Origin of the sequence: Streptomyces wuyuanensis (assembly GCF_900103455.1) — a bacterium.
GTDB lineage: Bacteria > Actinomycetota > Actinomycetes > Streptomycetales > Streptomycetaceae > Streptomyces > Streptomyces wuyuanensis.
The window spans coordinates 94,487-108,544 of record NZ_FNHI01000005.1; the positions used below are offsets into that span (position 1 = coordinate 94,487).

10 protein-coding genes are annotated in these 14,058 nt (G+C 72.6%); 7 read left to right on the plus strand and 3 right to left on the minus strand.

Features of this window, described 5'->3' with window-relative positions; genetic code table 11:
• Positions 1-191: 191 nt before the first annotated feature.
• The gene (locus tag BLT82_RS09425) at positions 192-2,189 is read right to left on the minus strand and encodes an ABC transporter ATP-binding protein (protein WP_093653433.1); all 1,998 of its coding nucleotides are present in this window, start codon (positions 2,187-2,189) and stop codon (positions 192-194) included.
• The gene (locus BLT82_RS09430; protein WP_093653434.1) at positions 2,186-4,051 is read right to left on the minus strand and encodes an ABC transporter ATP-binding protein; all 1,866 of its coding nucleotides are present in this window, start codon (positions 4,049-4,051) and stop codon (positions 2,186-2,188) included. Before BLT82_RS09430 ends, BLT82_RS09425 begins: the two co-directional genes overlap by 4 nt.
• A gap of 191 nt (positions 4,052-4,242) precedes the next feature.
• Here BLT82_RS09430 and BLT82_RS09435 point away from each other — a divergent pair, with 191 nt between their 5' ends.
• Genes BLT82_RS09435 through BLT82_RS09450 form a run of 4 tightly spaced genes read left to right on the plus strand, consistent with a single transcriptional unit; the run spans position 4,243 to position 7,792 of the window.
• Positions 4,243-5,145 carry an ABC transporter ATP-binding protein gene (locus BLT82_RS09435; RefSeq protein ID WP_093653435.1) on the plus strand — a complete coding sequence of 301 codons (903 nt, stop codon included), beginning with the start codon at positions 4,243-4,245 and terminating at the stop codon, positions 5,143-5,145.
• Position 5,146: 1 nt separating this feature from the next.
• Positions 5,147-5,890 (plus strand): ABC transporter permease, encoded by a 744-nt coding sequence (locus BLT82_RS09440; RefSeq protein WP_093653436.1) that lies wholly within the window; start codon positions 5,147-5,149, stop codon positions 5,888-5,890.
• A 32-nt stretch (positions 5,891-5,922) separates the two neighbouring features.
• Positions 5,923-7,161: a sensor histidine kinase gene (locus tag BLT82_RS09445; RefSeq protein ID WP_093653437.1), complete on the plus strand. Its 1,239-nt coding sequence runs from the start codon at positions 5,923-5,925 to the stop codon at positions 7,159-7,161.
• Positions 7,154-7,792: a response regulator gene (locus tag BLT82_RS09450; protein ID WP_093653438.1), complete on the plus strand. Its 639-nt coding sequence runs from the start codon at positions 7,154-7,156 to the stop codon at positions 7,790-7,792. The genes BLT82_RS09445 and BLT82_RS09450 overlap by 8 nt, the downstream gene beginning before the upstream one ends.
• Positions 7,793-7,912: 120 nt before the next feature.
• Here BLT82_RS09450 and glgX read toward each other — a convergent pair whose 3' ends face one another.
• On the minus strand, positions 7,913-10,183 hold the full coding sequence (gene glgX, locus BLT82_RS09455; RefSeq protein ID WP_093653439.1) for a glycogen debranching protein GlgX: 2,271 nt from the start codon (positions 10,181-10,183) through the stop codon (positions 7,913-7,915).
• A 201-nt stretch (positions 10,184-10,384) separates the two neighbouring features.
• On the opposite strand from glgX, the gene BLT82_RS09460 reads away from it, so the two are divergent.
• From BLT82_RS09460 to BLT82_RS09470, 3 genes are all read left to right on the plus strand, one after another.
• Positions 10,385-11,635 carry a L,D-transpeptidase gene (locus BLT82_RS09460; RefSeq protein WP_093653440.1) on the plus strand — a complete coding sequence of 417 codons (1,251 nt, stop codon included), beginning with the start codon at positions 10,385-10,387 and terminating at the stop codon, positions 11,633-11,635.
• A 175-nt stretch (positions 11,636-11,810) separates the two neighbouring features.
• Positions 11,811-13,058 carry a L,D-transpeptidase gene (locus BLT82_RS09465; protein WP_093653441.1) on the plus strand — a complete coding sequence of 416 codons (1,248 nt, stop codon included), beginning with the start codon at positions 11,811-11,813 and terminating at the stop codon, positions 13,056-13,058.
• An 82-nt stretch (positions 13,059-13,140) separates the two neighbouring features.
• Positions 13,141-13,908, plus strand: coding sequence for an enoyl-CoA hydratase/isomerase family protein (locus BLT82_RS09470; protein WP_093653442.1), 768 nt, complete (start codon positions 13,141-13,143; stop codon positions 13,906-13,908).
• Positions 13,909-14,058: the final 150 nt, after the last annotated feature.

Genomic DNA, 14,058 nt, shown 5'->3' on the forward strand with positions numbered 1-14,058 from the left:
GTACGTCCGGCCCCGCGGTGCGGGCGGAGTCCGCCGAACAGGCCATCGCGTCCCGCGGGGCAGCCCGGCCGGACCGGTGGCCGGAGGTTGCCGTCACCGCACCCGCGGTCGCGGGTCCTCCGCCCGACCTGCGGCCGGGGCTGCTCCGGCGGACCGGACGGGAGCCGCCCGTCCGGTCGGCGGCCCCGGCGTCAGACCAGGCTCTCGCGCCAGGCCCGGTGCAGCCCCGCGAAGCGGCCCGTGCCGTCGATGAGGGCGGCCGGCGTGCCGTCCTCGACGATCCGGCCGTGTTCCATCACCAGGACCCGGTCGGCGATCTCCACCGTCGACAGGCGGTGGGCGATGACGATCGCCGTACGCCCGCGCAGCACCGTGTCCATGGCCCGCTGCACCGCACGCTCACCGGGGATGTCCAGCGAGCTGGTCGCCTCGTCGAGGATCAGCACCGCAGGGTCGGCCAGCAGCGCGCGGGCGAAGGCGACGAGCTGGCGCTGGCCCGCCGAGATCCGGCCACCGCGCTTGCGCACGTCCGTGTCGTAGCCCTCCGGCAGACCGCTGATGAAGTCGTGCGCACCGATGGCCTTCGCGGCGCGCTCGATCTCCTCACGCGTCGCGTCCGGCCGGCCGATGGCGATGTTCTCCGCGACCGTGCCGGAGAACAGGAACGCCTCCTGGGTCACCATCACCACCCCGCGCCGCAGTTCGGGCACCGGCAGATCGCGCAGGTCGGTCCCGTCGAGCAGGACCCGCCCCTCCGTCGGGTCGTAGAACCGGGCCAGCAGCTTCGCGAGCGTGGACTTGCCCGCTCCGGTCGAGCCGACGACGGCCACCGTCTGGCCTGCGGGGATCGTCAGGTCGAAGCGCGGAAGGACCTCGCCGCCCGTGCGGTAGGCGAAGCGGACCTCCTCGAAGACCACCTCCCGGCCGGGACCCGAGGCACCGGAGCGCTCCGGCAGCCCCACGGGACGTGCGGGTTCCGGCACGGAGGGCGTCTGGGCGAGCAGCCCCGCGATCTTCTGCAGCGACGCGGCCGCCGACTCGTACGAGTTGAGGAACATGCCGAGCCGGTCGATCGGGTCGTACAGCCGCCGCAGGTAGAGCACAGCGGCCGCCAGCACACCGAGGGCCAGCGTCCCCTCCGTCACCCGGTAAGCGCCCCACAGCACGATTCCCGCCACCGCGGTGTTGGCCACGAGCCGGGACCCCACGACATAGCGGGCCATCTCCAGCAGAGAGTCCCCGTTGCTGCGGGCGTGCCGGTCGTTCAGGGCGCCGAAGCGCTCGTCGTTCGCCCGCTCCCGGCGGAAGGCGCGTACCGGCCGGATGCCGTTCATCGTCTCCGCGAACTTCACGATGACGGAGGCGATCGCGGTGGACCGCTCGGCGAACACCACCGCGGCGCGCCGCCGGTAGAGCCGTACGAGCAGGTACAGCGGGACGAAGCTGAGCACGGCGAGACCACCGATGCCGAGGTCCAGCCAGAGCAGCATCGCCGAGATGTAGACGAACGACAGGACCACCGCGAGGAGCTCCTGGAGTCCCTCGCTGAGGAGTTCCCGCAGCGACTCGACGTCGGTGGTGGAGCGGGAGATCAGCCGGCCCGAGGTGTAGCGCTCGTGGAAGTCCAGACTCAGCGACTGGGCATGCCGGAAGATCCGGCCCCGCAGATCGAGCAGGGCCGCCTGGTTGACCTGGGCCGACGCGCGGATGAAGGCGTACTGGAACGCGCCGGACCCGAGCGCGCACACGGCGTACCCGGCGCCGACCACGACCAGCGGCCCGTGGTCGCCGTCACGCAGCGCGGGCACGCCGCTGTCGATGGCGAACGCGACGAGCAGCGGGCCGGCCTGTGCCGCGGCCTGCTGAAGGAGCAGCAGCACCGCGGCGACGACGACCCGTGCCCGCAGAGGCGCCAGCAGTGAACGCAGCAGGGCGCCGGTGGCACCGTCGGGCGCGGGCAGGGCGTCCCGGTCGAAGGGATCGCCGCCCGCGTCCGTGCCCTTCGGCTCCGCGCCCGACGGCGCGGGCCCGTCCGGGTCCGCGCCCCGGGAGTCCGTGCCGCCGGTATCCCTGCCTCCGGGGCCCGTGCCTTCCGCGTCCGGTCCCGGCGCCCCGGGGCCGCCGGGGACGGCGCCGGACGTGGCGTCCCCGGCGTCGGGCTGTGGCGTCGTGGCCGTCGATGACGTCATCGGTGTCGCTCCTCGGCATGAGCGCCCGACATCAGCCAGGCGTACTCGGCGTTGTCCCGCAGCAGTTCGTGGTGCGTGCCGACGGCCGCGACCCGGCCGTCCGACAGCAGCGCCACCCGGTCCGCGAGCAGCACGGTGGACGGCCGATGCGCCACGACCAGGGCGGTGGTGTCCTGGAGGACCCGGCGCAGTGCGGCCTCCACGAGGGCCTCCGTGTGCACGTCGAGCGCCGACAGCGGGTCGTCGAGCACCAGGAAGCGCGGCTTCCCGACCACCGCACGGGCGAGGGCGAGCCGCTGCCGCTGACCTCCGGAGAGGCTGAGGCCCTGCTCGCCGACCTGGGTGCCGAAGCCCTGCGGCAGCGTGTCGACGAAGCCCGCCTGGGCCACGTCCAGCGCCCGCCGTACCTGCTCGTCATCGGCGTGCTCCGCGCCCATCCGCACGTTCTCGCCGACGCTCGCCGAGAACAGCGTCGGCTCCTCGAACGCCATCGACACCAGGGTGCGCAGCTCCTCGCGCGGCATGGCGGCGATGTCCCGCCCGTCCAGCGTGATGCGCCCGGCGGTCAGTTCGTACAGCCGCGGTACGAGCGCGGTGAGCGTCGTCTTGCCGCTGCCCGTGCCGCCGACGAGGGCCATCGTCTCCCCGGGCCGGATGTGCAGATCGATGTCCTTCAGAACCGGTTCCGTGTCCTCGGACGCGTCGGGGTAGCGGAAGCGGACGGCCTCGAACCGCAGCCCGTGCCGCTCACCGGCCCGTTCCGACCCCTCCGCGGCCGCGGCGATGGTGGTCGGCGGGGGTGCGGCCGGGACGGGGCCGCCCTCGTGGCGCTCGGTCCCGCGCACGGTCTCCCGCCTCACGTCCCGCTCGTCCTCGGCGTCCAGGACCTCGAAGTAGCGGTCCGTCGCCGTCGCCGCCTCCTGGCTCATGGCGAGCAGGAAGCCCATCGCGTCCACCGGCCAGCGCAGCGCGAGCGCCGTGGAGAGGAAGGCGACGAGCGTGCCCGCCGACAGGGTGCCGTCGGCGACCTGCATCGTGCCGAGCACCAGCGCGGCGCCGATGGCCAGCTCCGGGACGGTCATGATGACGCCGAAGATGCCCGCCAGCAGCCGGGCCTTGACCAGCTCGGTCCCGCGCAGCCGCTCGGACAGTGCCCGGAAGGTCGCCGCCTGGCTGCGGTGGCGTCCGAAGCCCTTGATGATGCGGATGCCGAGGACGCTCTCCTCGACGACGGTCGTCAGATCGCCCACCTGGTCCTGCGCCGTCCGCGCCACCGACGAGTACCGCGCCTCGAACCGGGCGATGAGGAACACCAGCGGGACGACCGGGGCCAGCAGCACCAGACCCAGCGTCCACTGCTGGGCCAGCAGGATGCCCGCGCCGACGAGGATGGTCACGCCGTTGACGAGCAGGAACGTCAGGGGGAACGCGAGGAACATCCGCACCAGCATCAGGTCCGTCGTCCCGCGGGACAGCAGTTGCCCCGACGCCCACCGGTCGTGGAAGGCCACGGGCAGCCGCTGGAGGTGCCGGAAGAGATCCGCTCGCATCGCCGCCTCCACCCCGGCCAGCGGACGGGCCACCAGCCAGCGCCGGAAGCCGAACAGCACCGCCTCCGCGACCCCGAGCAGCAGCAGGTAGAGAGCCCCGAGCCACACCCCGCCCACGTCCCGGTCGGCGACCGGGCCGTCCACCATCCACTTCAGGACGAGCGGGATCACGAGGCTCAGACAGGAGGCGACGATCGCGACGAACGCGGCCGTGAACAGACGAGTCCTGACCGGTCGTACGTACGGCCACAGCCGCAGCAGTGAGCGGACGGCGGACCGGTCGGGCTGGGTGGCTTCAGCTGTGGTGGACATCAGGAGCGAGCCTACGGTTCACCACTGACAAGGCCCACCGAGTTTTCCCGCCCTCCCGCCCCGCCGCCCACCCCTCCCCGTCCGCCCCCGCCGCGCGCGAAGTCGTAGCCGGCCGTCAACCGATCGGCGGATGCGCCTTCGAGCCCGTCGGGCGATGCCGCACCCGGACGCCGCCCGGCACCCTCGTACCCATGGCGATCGTGGAAGTGGACGGACTGCGCAAGTCCTACGGCGGCCGGCCGGCCGTGGACGGGCTGACCTTCCGGGTCGAGGAGGGCGAGATCTTCGGGATCCTCGGGCCCAACGGCGCCGGCAAGACCACGGCCGTCGAATGCGTCGAAGGACTCCGGACCCCCGACGAGGGCACCGTCCGCGTCGCCGGGCTCGACCCGGTGGCCGACCACGACGGAGTGACGCGCATCCTCGGGGCCCAGCTCCAGGAGAGCGAGCTCCAGGCGAAGCTGACGGTCCGCGAGGCACTGGAACTGTACGCCGCCTTCTACCCGCGGCCTGCCGACTGGCGGCCCCTCGCCGAACGGCTCGGTCTCACCGGGAAGCTCGGCACCCGCTTCGCCGGGCTGTCCGGCGGCCAGAAGCAGCGGCTCTTCATCGCCCTGGCCCTCGTCGGCAACCCCCGTGTCGTCGTGCTCGACGAGCTCACCACCGGTCTCGACCCACGCGCCCGCCGCGACACCTGGAGCCTGATCGAGGACGTCCGGGCCCGCGGTGTGACCGTTCTCCTCGTCACCCACTTCATGGAGGAGGCCCAGCGGCTCTGCGACCGCATCGCCGTCGTCGACAAGGGCAGGATCGCCGCGCTCGACACTCCCTCGGGGCTGATCCGCCGGGCCGGCGGTGCCACCGTCATCACCTTCACCCCGTCACAGCCGCTCGCCGAGGGCGAACTGGCCGGGCTTCCCGGAGCCGTGCTCGCCGAGGACCGGGACGGCCGGGTCGTCATCCACGGCACCGACGACACCGTCAACGCCGTCATCACGCTCCTCGCGCGCCACCGGATCACCGCCCACCAGCTCCGCGTCACCGAGGCCACCCTCGACGACGCCTTCCTCGACCTCACGGAAGAGCAGGTCTGACATGCCGTCCCCCGCAGCCGCCGTTCTGAGGACCGAGTCGCGCCTGTTCGCCCGCGAGCCCGGCAGCCTCTTCTGGATCCTCGTCTTCCCCTCCGTCCTGCTGCTGATCATCGGCCTCGTGCCGTCCTTCCGCGTGGTGTCCGACGAGCTCGGCGGCCGCCGCGTCGTCGACCTCTACGTGCCCGTCGCCGTACTGCTCGGCCTGATCATGGCGGGGCTCCAGGCCATGCCGCCCGTCCTCACCGGCTACCGGGAACGGGGCGTCCTGCGCCGGATGGCGACCACACCGGTACGCCCCGCCGCGCTGCTCACCGCCCAGCTCGTCCTGCACGGAGCCGCCGCCCTGGTGTCGGCGCTGCTCGCCGTCGCCGTCGGCCGGATCGCCTACGGGGTCGAACTGCCGGAGCAGCCCGCCGGCTACCTCCTCGCCCTCCTCCTCACCACGGCCGCGGCGCTCGCGCTCGGCGCCACGGTGTGCGCGGTGTCCCGTACCCAGAAGATCGCGACGGCGATCGGCTCGGCCGTGTTCTTCCCGGCGATGTTCACCGCCGGGGTGTGGGTGCCGGTGCAGGCGATGCCGGAAGCACTGCGGCGCATCGTCGAACTCACCCCCTTCGGGGCCGCGTCCGAGGCGCTGGACCGTGCCGCGGCGGGCGGCTGGCCGGGCTGGGCCGCCGTCGGGGTCACCGCGCTGTGGACGGCTCTGCTGACCGCCGCCGCGGTCCGCTGGTTCCGCTGGGAGTGACCCCGCGGCGGCCCGCGGGGCACACTGGGCGCATGACCGCCGCCGAACAGCGCTGGGAGCAGTTCTTCCGGTACGGCCCCTACATCCTGCTCGGCCTCTCCTCCTCCCTCGCGGCCGCCACCGCACGGCCGTTGATGACGCGGACCGAGCTGTACGCGGCGGCGGCCGTGCTGCCGGTGGCGCTCCTCCACGAGGTGTGGTGGAGCCGCACCCGGGACGGGCTGCCGGAGTTCGCCCCGGCCGGCCGGATCCACTACGCGGTCCGTACCGTCCTCGCCGCGGTCCTCACCTGGTTCAACCCCTTCTTCGCCGTCTACGCCGTCCTCGGCTACTTCGACGCCGGAGTCCTGCTGCCGCGCCGCTGGGTCTACGCCGGGCTGGTCGCCACCGCCGTGACGATGGCCGGTTCCCAGTCCGGCGGGCTGCCGCCGGCGTCGGCCACGAACTGGGTCGCGTTCGGCGCGCTGTTCCTCCTCAACGCGTTCCTCGCCCTCGTCTTCGCCCGGATCGCCGTCGAGGAGGCCGAGGCCGCGAGGCGGAAGGCCGCCACGATCGCCGAACTGGAGCGGGCCAACGCCCGTCTGGAACAGGCCCTGGAGGAGAACGCGGGTCTGCACGCCCAGCTCGTCGTCCAGGCGCGGGAGGCCGGTGTGGCCGACGAGCGCCGCCGGCTCGCCGCGGAGATCCACGACACCATCGCCCAGGGCCTGACCGGCATCATCGCCCAGCTCCAGGTGGTCACCGGCACCGACGACCCGCAGGTGGCACGCACCCACGCGGGGCGGGCAGCCGCTCTCGCGCGCCACAGCCTGGGCGAGGCGCGGCGATCGGTGCAGAACCTCGCGCCGTCCGCCCTCGCCCACGACGAGCTGCCCCGGGCGCTGGAGAAGACCGTCGACGAGTGGTCCGGGCGCAGCGGCGTGACGGCCCTGTTCACCGTCACCGGGACCGTGGAGCCGCTGCACGACGAGGTCGCGGCCACCCTGCTGCGGATAGCCCAGGAGGCCCTCGCCAACACCGCCCGGCACGCCGCCGCCGGACGTGCCGGGGTGACCCTGTCCTACATGGGCGACGAAGTGACGCTCGACGTCCGCGACGACGGGCGGGGCTTCGACCCCCAGGCCCTGTCCGCCCGCACCCGCACCAACGGCTTCGGCCTGGACGGCATGCGCCACCGGGCGGCCCGGATCGCCGGCACGGTGTCCGTCGAGTCCGAACCGGGCGGCGGCACGGCGGTGTCGGCTCGCGTACCGTTGGTGCGCCATGGCTGAGCCCACCATCTCCGTGCTGATCGTCGACGACCATCCCGTCGTACGGGACGGGCTGCGCGGCATGTTCGAGTCGGCCGCCGGCTTCTCGGTGCTCGGCGAGGCGGCCGACGGCGTCGAGGGGGTCGCGCTGGCCGAGCGGCTGGATCCCGACGTCGTGCTGATGGACCTGCGCATGCCGGGCGGCGGCGGGGTGGAGGCCATCGCCGAACTGGCCAGGCGCGGCTCCCGCACCAAGGTCCTCGTCCTCACCACCTACGACACCGACGCGGACACGCTGCCCGCGATCGAGGCGGGGGCGACCGGCTACCTCCTCAAGGACGCCCCGCGCGAGGAGCTGTTCACGGCGGTCCGGGCCGCCGCCGAGGGCCGTACCGTGCTGTCCCCGGCGGTCGCGTCCCGGCTGGTCTCCCGGGTCCGCAACCCGGCGCCGCGCGACGAACCGCTCAGCGCCCGTGAGCGCGAGGTGCTGGTCCTGGTCGCCCGGGGCACCTCGAACCGGGAGATCGCCGCCGAGCTGTTCGTCAGCGAGGCCACGGTGAAGACCCACCTCACCCACATCTACGGCAAGCTCGCGGTCAGGGACCGGGCGTCGGCGGTGGCGGCGGCGTACGACCGCGGCATCCTCGGCTGACCGCGCAGGCGCGGCGTACGACCTCCCGGACGAGTGCCACCGCCGCCCGCCCGGCGACGGAACGCGGATCGCCGGGGCGCGCGGGCGCCCGGCGGGCGGTGACGTGCCCGCCCGGTGGCGTCAGTCCCCGTCGCGCACCCGCAGCAGCAGCACCGACCGCTCCGGCACCGTCACCCGCTCCCCGCCCCGGTACACCGTCCCCGGCGCCGCCGACTGGTCCTCCAGCGAGGTGTCGACGACCAGTTCGTACTCCTCTGCCCACGGCGGCCCCGGTAGCTGGAAGGACGTCGGGCGGCCGGCCGCGTGCAGGATCGTCAGGAAGCTGTCGTCGGTGACCTGCGCGCCCCGGGCGTCCCGGCCCGGGATGTCCCGGCCGGACAGGAAGAGCGCCAGCGTGGAGGAAGGGGCGTACCAGTCCTGCTCGGTCATCTCCGTGCCCCGCGTCGTGAACCAGGCCAGGTCGCGCAGCCCGTCGGCGGTCTGCGGCCGGCCGGAGAAGAACGCCCGGCGCCGCAGCACCGGGTGCGCGCCGCGCAGCGCGAGCAGCCGGGAGGTGAGGGCCAGCAGCCCGCGCGGCCCCGGGCGGTCCGGCAGCGACCAGTCGAGCCAGCCGATCTCGTTGTCCTGGCAGTAGGCGTTGTTGTTGCCGCCCTGCGTCCGGCCCATCTCGTCGCCGGCCACCAGCATCGGGACGCCCGTGGAGAGCAGCAGGGTGGTGAGCAGATTGCGGATCTGCCGGCGGCGCAGCGCGTTGACCGCGGGGTCGTCCGTCTCGCCCTCGACGCCGCAGTTCCAGGCGCGGTTGTCGTTCGTGCCGTCCCGGTTGCCCTCGCCGTTCGCCTCGTTGTGCTTGCGCTCGTAACTGACCAGGTCGCGCAGCGTGAAGCCGTCGTGGGCGGTGACGAAATTGACCGAGGCGTACGGCCTCCGGCCGCCCCAGGCGTACAGGTCGCTGGAGCCGGACACCCGGTAGCCCAGGTCCCGCAGATCGGGCAGCGCACCGCGCCAGAAGTCCCGCACCGCGTCCCGGTAGCGGTCGTTCCACTCCGTCCACAGGGGTGGGAACGCGCCGACCTGGTAGCCGCCGTTCCCGACGTCCCACGGTTCGGCGATCAGCTTCACCCGGCGCAGCACCGGGTCCTGGGCGATCACGGCGAGGAACGGGGACAGCATGTCGACGTCGTGCATCGAGCGGGCGAGGGCCGCCGCCAGATCGAAGCGGAAGCCGTCGACGCCCATCTCCGTGACCCAGTAACGCAGCGAGTCGGTGATCAGCCGCAGCACCTGCGGCTGGACCACGTGCAGCGTGTTGCCGCAGCCGGTGTAGTCGGCGTACCGGCGTGCGTCGGGCTGGAGCCGGTAGTAGCCGCGGTTGTCGACGCCCTTGAGGCTGAGCGTCGGGCCCAGCTCGCCCGCCTCCGCGGTGTGGTTGTAGACCACGTCGAGGATGACCTCGATGCCGGCCTCGTGCAGGGCGCGCACCATCCGTTTGAACTCGCCGACCTGCTGCCCTCCCGTGCCGGAGGCGCTGTAGCCGGCGTGGGGCGCGAAGTAGCCGATCGAGTTGTAGCCCCAGTGGTTGCGCAGGCCCCGCCGCAGCAGATGGTCCTCGTGCGCGAACTGGTGCACCGGCAGCAGTTCGACGGCCGTCACCCCGAGCCGTACGAGGTGGCCGATCGCCGCCGGGTGCGCGAGGCCCGCGTAGGTGCCGCGCAGTTCCGGCGGGATCCCGGGGTGCAGCTTGGTGAAGCCGCGCACGTGCAGCTCGTAGATGACGGAGTCCGCCCACGGCGTCTTCGGCCGCCGGTCGTCGGCCCACTCGTCGTCCGGGGCGTCGTCGTGGACGACGACGCCCTTCGGGACGTACGGGGCCGAGTCGCGGTCGTCGCGCACGGTGTCCGCGACGTGCTGCTGCGGCCAGTCGCGGACGTGCCCGTAGACCTCGGGCGGCAGCGCGTACTCCCCGTCGACCGCCCGGGCGTACGGGTCGAGCAGCAGCTTCGCCGGGTTCCAGCGTGCGCCCGTCCACGGGTCCCAGCGGCCGTGCACCCGGAAGCCGTAGCGCTGCCCCGGGCCGACGCCGGGCACGAAGCCGTGCCGGATCTCGTGGGTGAGCTCGGTCAGCGGCAGGCGGACCTCCGCTCCCGACTCGTCGAAGAGGCAGAGGTCCACGGCCTCGGCGCCGCCCGCCCACAGGGCGAAGTTGGTGCCCGCGACGCCGTCGGGACCCACCCGGTAGCGGGCGCCCAGCGGGGTCGGGGCCCCCGGCCAGACCGGGGGCCCCGAGCCGTCCGCTGTCCTCGGCCGTCCGTTCAGGGCCGGGCGCGGCCCCGCGGCGGGAAGAGGCCGCTCCCCTTCCCGTACCGCCTCCTGCTCGGCTGCGCTCGACACCTGTCGGCCTCCCGCGGCTCGTCGGGCCCGCACGGCTCCCGCTCACGGCGTCCCGGCCGTGGCTTCCCGCGCGTGGTCCTCCCACCATTTCTGCCCGACGCCGCGCTGCTCCCAACATGACCCGCGCCGACGTTTCCCCAGGAGGGTGGCCGTCGTTGGGCGGGACGTGCTGTGTCTCTGCGACCCCACGAGGTGGACTCTGTGAGCAACGCGGTGAGGCGGACGAGGGCCACGCTGGCCGTCGCCGTGCTGTGGACGGGACTGCTGGCCGGGCTGACCGGCTGCACCGGCGGAACCGGGAGCACCGGCGGCGATCCGGTCGCCGGCGACGACAAACCCCGGGCGGCGCCCGGCGACACCATCCGGATCACGCCCGCGGACGGGGCCGGGGCCGTGCCCGCGGACGGCAGGCTCGAAGTGGCGGTGGCGAGCGGGCGGCTGGAGCGGGTCAAGGTCACCCGGATCGAGAACGCGCAGCCCGCCGACGTCCCGGGCACGGTCACCCCGGACGGTCTGACCTGGCGTCCGAAGCCGGGCACCCGCCTCGCGCTGGCGGCCAAGTACAGCGTCGACGCGGTGGCGCTCGACGCCCACGGCCGCCGTTCGGCGCGGCACACGACCTTCACCACCGTCGTGCCCGACCACCGGTTCATCGGCTACTTCACCCCGGAGAACCGCTCCACGGTGGGCATCGGGATGATCGTGTCATTCGACTTCAACCGCGGCATCAGGAACCGTGCGGCCGTCGAGCGGGCCATCCGCATCACCTCCGTTCCGCCCGTGGAGGTCGTGGGCCACTGGTTCGACGCCGAGCGGCTCGACTTCCGCCCCCGCGAGTACTGGAAGCCGGGTACCAAGGTCACCGTCGACATGCGGTTGCGCGACGTCGAGGGCGCGGCCGGGGTGTACGGCATCCAGAGCAAGACCGTCCGCTTCACGGTGGGCAGGTCCCAGATCTCCCTGGTCGACGCCCGGGAGCGGACGATGGAGGTGCGCCGCGACGGCCGGCTGCTGACGACGCTTCCGGTCACCACGGGAGGCAGGAAGACCCGGACGTACAACGGCAGGATGGTCGTCAGCGAGATGCTCGACGTCACCCGCATGAACGGCGCCACGGTCGGCTTCACCGACGACGACGGCAAGAGCGAGTACGACATCAAGGACGTGCCGCACGCCATGCGGCTCACCACGTCGGGAACCTTCCTGCACGGCAACTACTGGGCCGATCCGGCGGTCTTCGGCATGCGCAACGTCAGCCACGGCTGCATCGGGCTGCGCGACGAGAAGGGCGGCAGCCAGGACTCCCCGGCGGGCTGGTTCTTCGACCGGACGCTCGTCGGGGACGTGGTGGAAGTGGTCAACTCCCCGGACCGGACGGTCGACCCGTGGAACGGGCTGAGCGGCTGGAACATGGGCTGGAAGGAGTGGAAGGCCGGTTCCGCACTCCACTGAGCAGCCCCTCCCGCATGACCTGCACGTCCACCGGGCAGATTTGCGACTGAACGGTGACATTTGCGAGAAGCCCCAGCGACCTGCGGTGTGATTATCTATCGCAGTGCGCGCCGTTCGAGCGCGTGGGGGTGCGGGCCTTGGCGGGGCCAGGCCGTGCGAGGGGAGACAACTGATCGTGAACGGGCAGCCGATATCGGGGGCATCGGTCCGGACGGGCCGGCGACGCGGGCGCACCGCGCTGCCGGCCCTCGCCATGGGCGCGCTGCTGCTGCTGGTGTCCGCCTGCGGTGGCGGCGACTCCGACGGTGCGAGCGGTGGCGACAAGGGCGCCAAGGACGGCGGCAAGGTCGGCACGGCCGCATCGCAGGCGGTCGTGACCATCGCGCCCAAGGACGGGGCGAAATCGGTCGCCACGAGCGGTGCGCTCAAGGTGACGGCCGACAAGGGCAAGCTGACCGAGGTCGCCGTCAAGGACGACAAGGGCAACGCCGTCGAGGGGAAGATCGCCGCCGGCGGCGCGAGCTGGGAGCCGGTGCAGCACCTCGCCTCGGCGACCAAGTACAAGGTGCACGCGGTCGCCAAGGACTCCGAGGGCCGTGAGTCCGCGAAGGACACGACCTTCACCACGCTCGTCCCCAAGAACACCTTCGTGGGCCACTACACCCCCGAGAACGGCTCCACGGTCGGCGTCGGCATGCCCGTCTCCATCAACTTCACCCGCGGTATCACCAACCCCGAGGCCGTCGAGAAGGCCATCAAGGTGACCGCCGAGCCGTCGGTGCCGATCGAGGGCCACTGGTTCGGCAACGACCGCCTGGACTTCCGCCCCGAGAAGTACTGGGCGGCGGGCACCAAGGTGACGGTCCGGCTCAACCTGGACGGCGTCGAGGGCCGGCCCGGTGTGTACGGCAAGCAGGCGAAGACGGTCTCCTTCACCATCGGCCGCAGCCAGGTCTCCACGGTCGACGCCAAGGCCCACACCATGAAGGTCGTGCGCGACGGCAAGCTCGTGAAGACGATCCCGATCACCGCGGGCGCCCCGTCGACCACGACGTACAACGGTCAGATGGTCATCAGCGAGAAGTACAAGGTGACGCGGATGAACGGCGCCACCGTGGGCTTCGGCGGCGAGTACGACATCAAGGACGTGCCGCACGCGATGCGCCTGTCGACGTCCGGCACGTTCATGCACGGCAACTACTGGGCCTCCCGCGGCACCTTCGGCTCGGCGAACGTCAGCCACGGCTGCGTCGGCCTGCGTGACGTGCGCGGCGCCTACGACAGCGGTACGCCCGCGGCCTGGATGTTCAACAACTCGATCATCGGCGACGTGGTGGTCGTGAAGAACTCCAAGGACAAGCAGATCGCCCCGGACAACGGCCTGAACGGCTGGAACATGTCCTGGGCGGAGTGGACCAAGTAGTCACGCGACGACACGAAGAGGGCCCGGCGCTGTGACGGACAGCACCGGGCCCCTCGGCGTTAACGGGGGCTAACCTCCCCGTATGACAGTCACTCTCGAAGTCTCCGAAGGCGTCGGCACCATCCGCCTGGACCGCCCCCCGATGAACGCCCTGGACATCGCCACCCAGGACCGGCTGCGCGAACTCGCCGCCGAGGCGACCGACCGCGACGACGTGCGGGCCGTGATCCTCTACGGCGGGGAGAAGGTGTTCGCGGCGGGCGCGGACATCAAGGAGATGCAGGTGATGGACCACACCGCGATGGTGAAGCGGTCGAAGGCCCTGCAGGACTCGTTCACCGCCGTCGCCCGGATTCCCAAGCCCGTCGTCGCGGCCGTGACCGGCTACGCCCTGGGCGGCGGCTGTGAGCTGGCGCTGTGCGCCGACTACCGGATCGCGGCGGACAACGCCAGGCTGGGCCAGCCGGAGATCCTGCTCGGCCTGATCCCGGGAGCGGGCGGCACCCAGCGGCTGGCCCGGCTGGTGGGTCCGTCCAAGGCCAAGGACCTCATCTTCACCGGCCGCCATGTGAAGGCGGAGGAGGCGCTGGCCATCGGTCTGGTCGACCGCGTCGTACCGGCCGCCGAGGTCTACGAGCAGGCGCACGCCTGGGCCGCGAAGCTGGCCCAGGGGCCGGCGCTGGCCCTGCGGGCCGCCAAGGAGTCCGTCGACGCCGGACTCGAGACGGACATCGACACCGGTCTCTCGATCGAACGGAACTGGTTCGCGGGCCTGTTCGCGACCGAGGACCGCGAGCGGGGCATGCGCAGCTTCGTCGAGGAGGGCCCGGGCAAGGCCAAGTTCGTCTGAACCGCCCAGCGGGACCCGGGGCTGGGCACCGGTACCCCTTGCGTCAACTTGGCGACCGCCTTAATCGAACCTTAAAGGAACCTTAAGGCGTGGTCCGCCGCTGCTGTTGGCGATCATTCGTAAGCGGTGCGTCATCGCTGGTCAGTTGGG

Coding starts and splice junctions, on each gene's coding strand:
- BLT82_RS09430 (WP_093653434.1), bottom strand. CDS start 4,051: ATGTCCACCACAGCTGAAGCCACCCAGCCCGACCGGTCCGCCGTCCGC.
- BLT82_RS09470 (WP_093653442.1), top strand. CDS start 13,141: ATGACAGTCACTCTCGAAGTCTCCGAAGGCGTCGGCACCATCCGCCTG.
- BLT82_RS09440 (WP_093653436.1), top strand. CDS start 5,147: ATGCCGTCCCCCGCAGCCGCCGTTCTGAGGACCGAGTCGCGCCTGTTC.
- BLT82_RS09445 (WP_093653437.1), top strand. CDS start 5,923: ATGACCGCCGCCGAACAGCGCTGGGAGCAGTTCTTCCGGTACGGCCCC.
- BLT82_RS09425 (WP_093653433.1), bottom strand. CDS start 2,189: ATGACGTCATCGACGGCCACGACGCCACAGCCCGACGCCGGGGACGCC.
- BLT82_RS09450 (WP_093653438.1), top strand. CDS start 7,154: ATGGCTGAGCCCACCATCTCCGTGCTGATCGTCGACGACCATCCCGTC.
- BLT82_RS09435 (WP_093653435.1), top strand. CDS start 4,243: ATGGCGATCGTGGAAGTGGACGGACTGCGCAAGTCCTACGGCGGCCGG.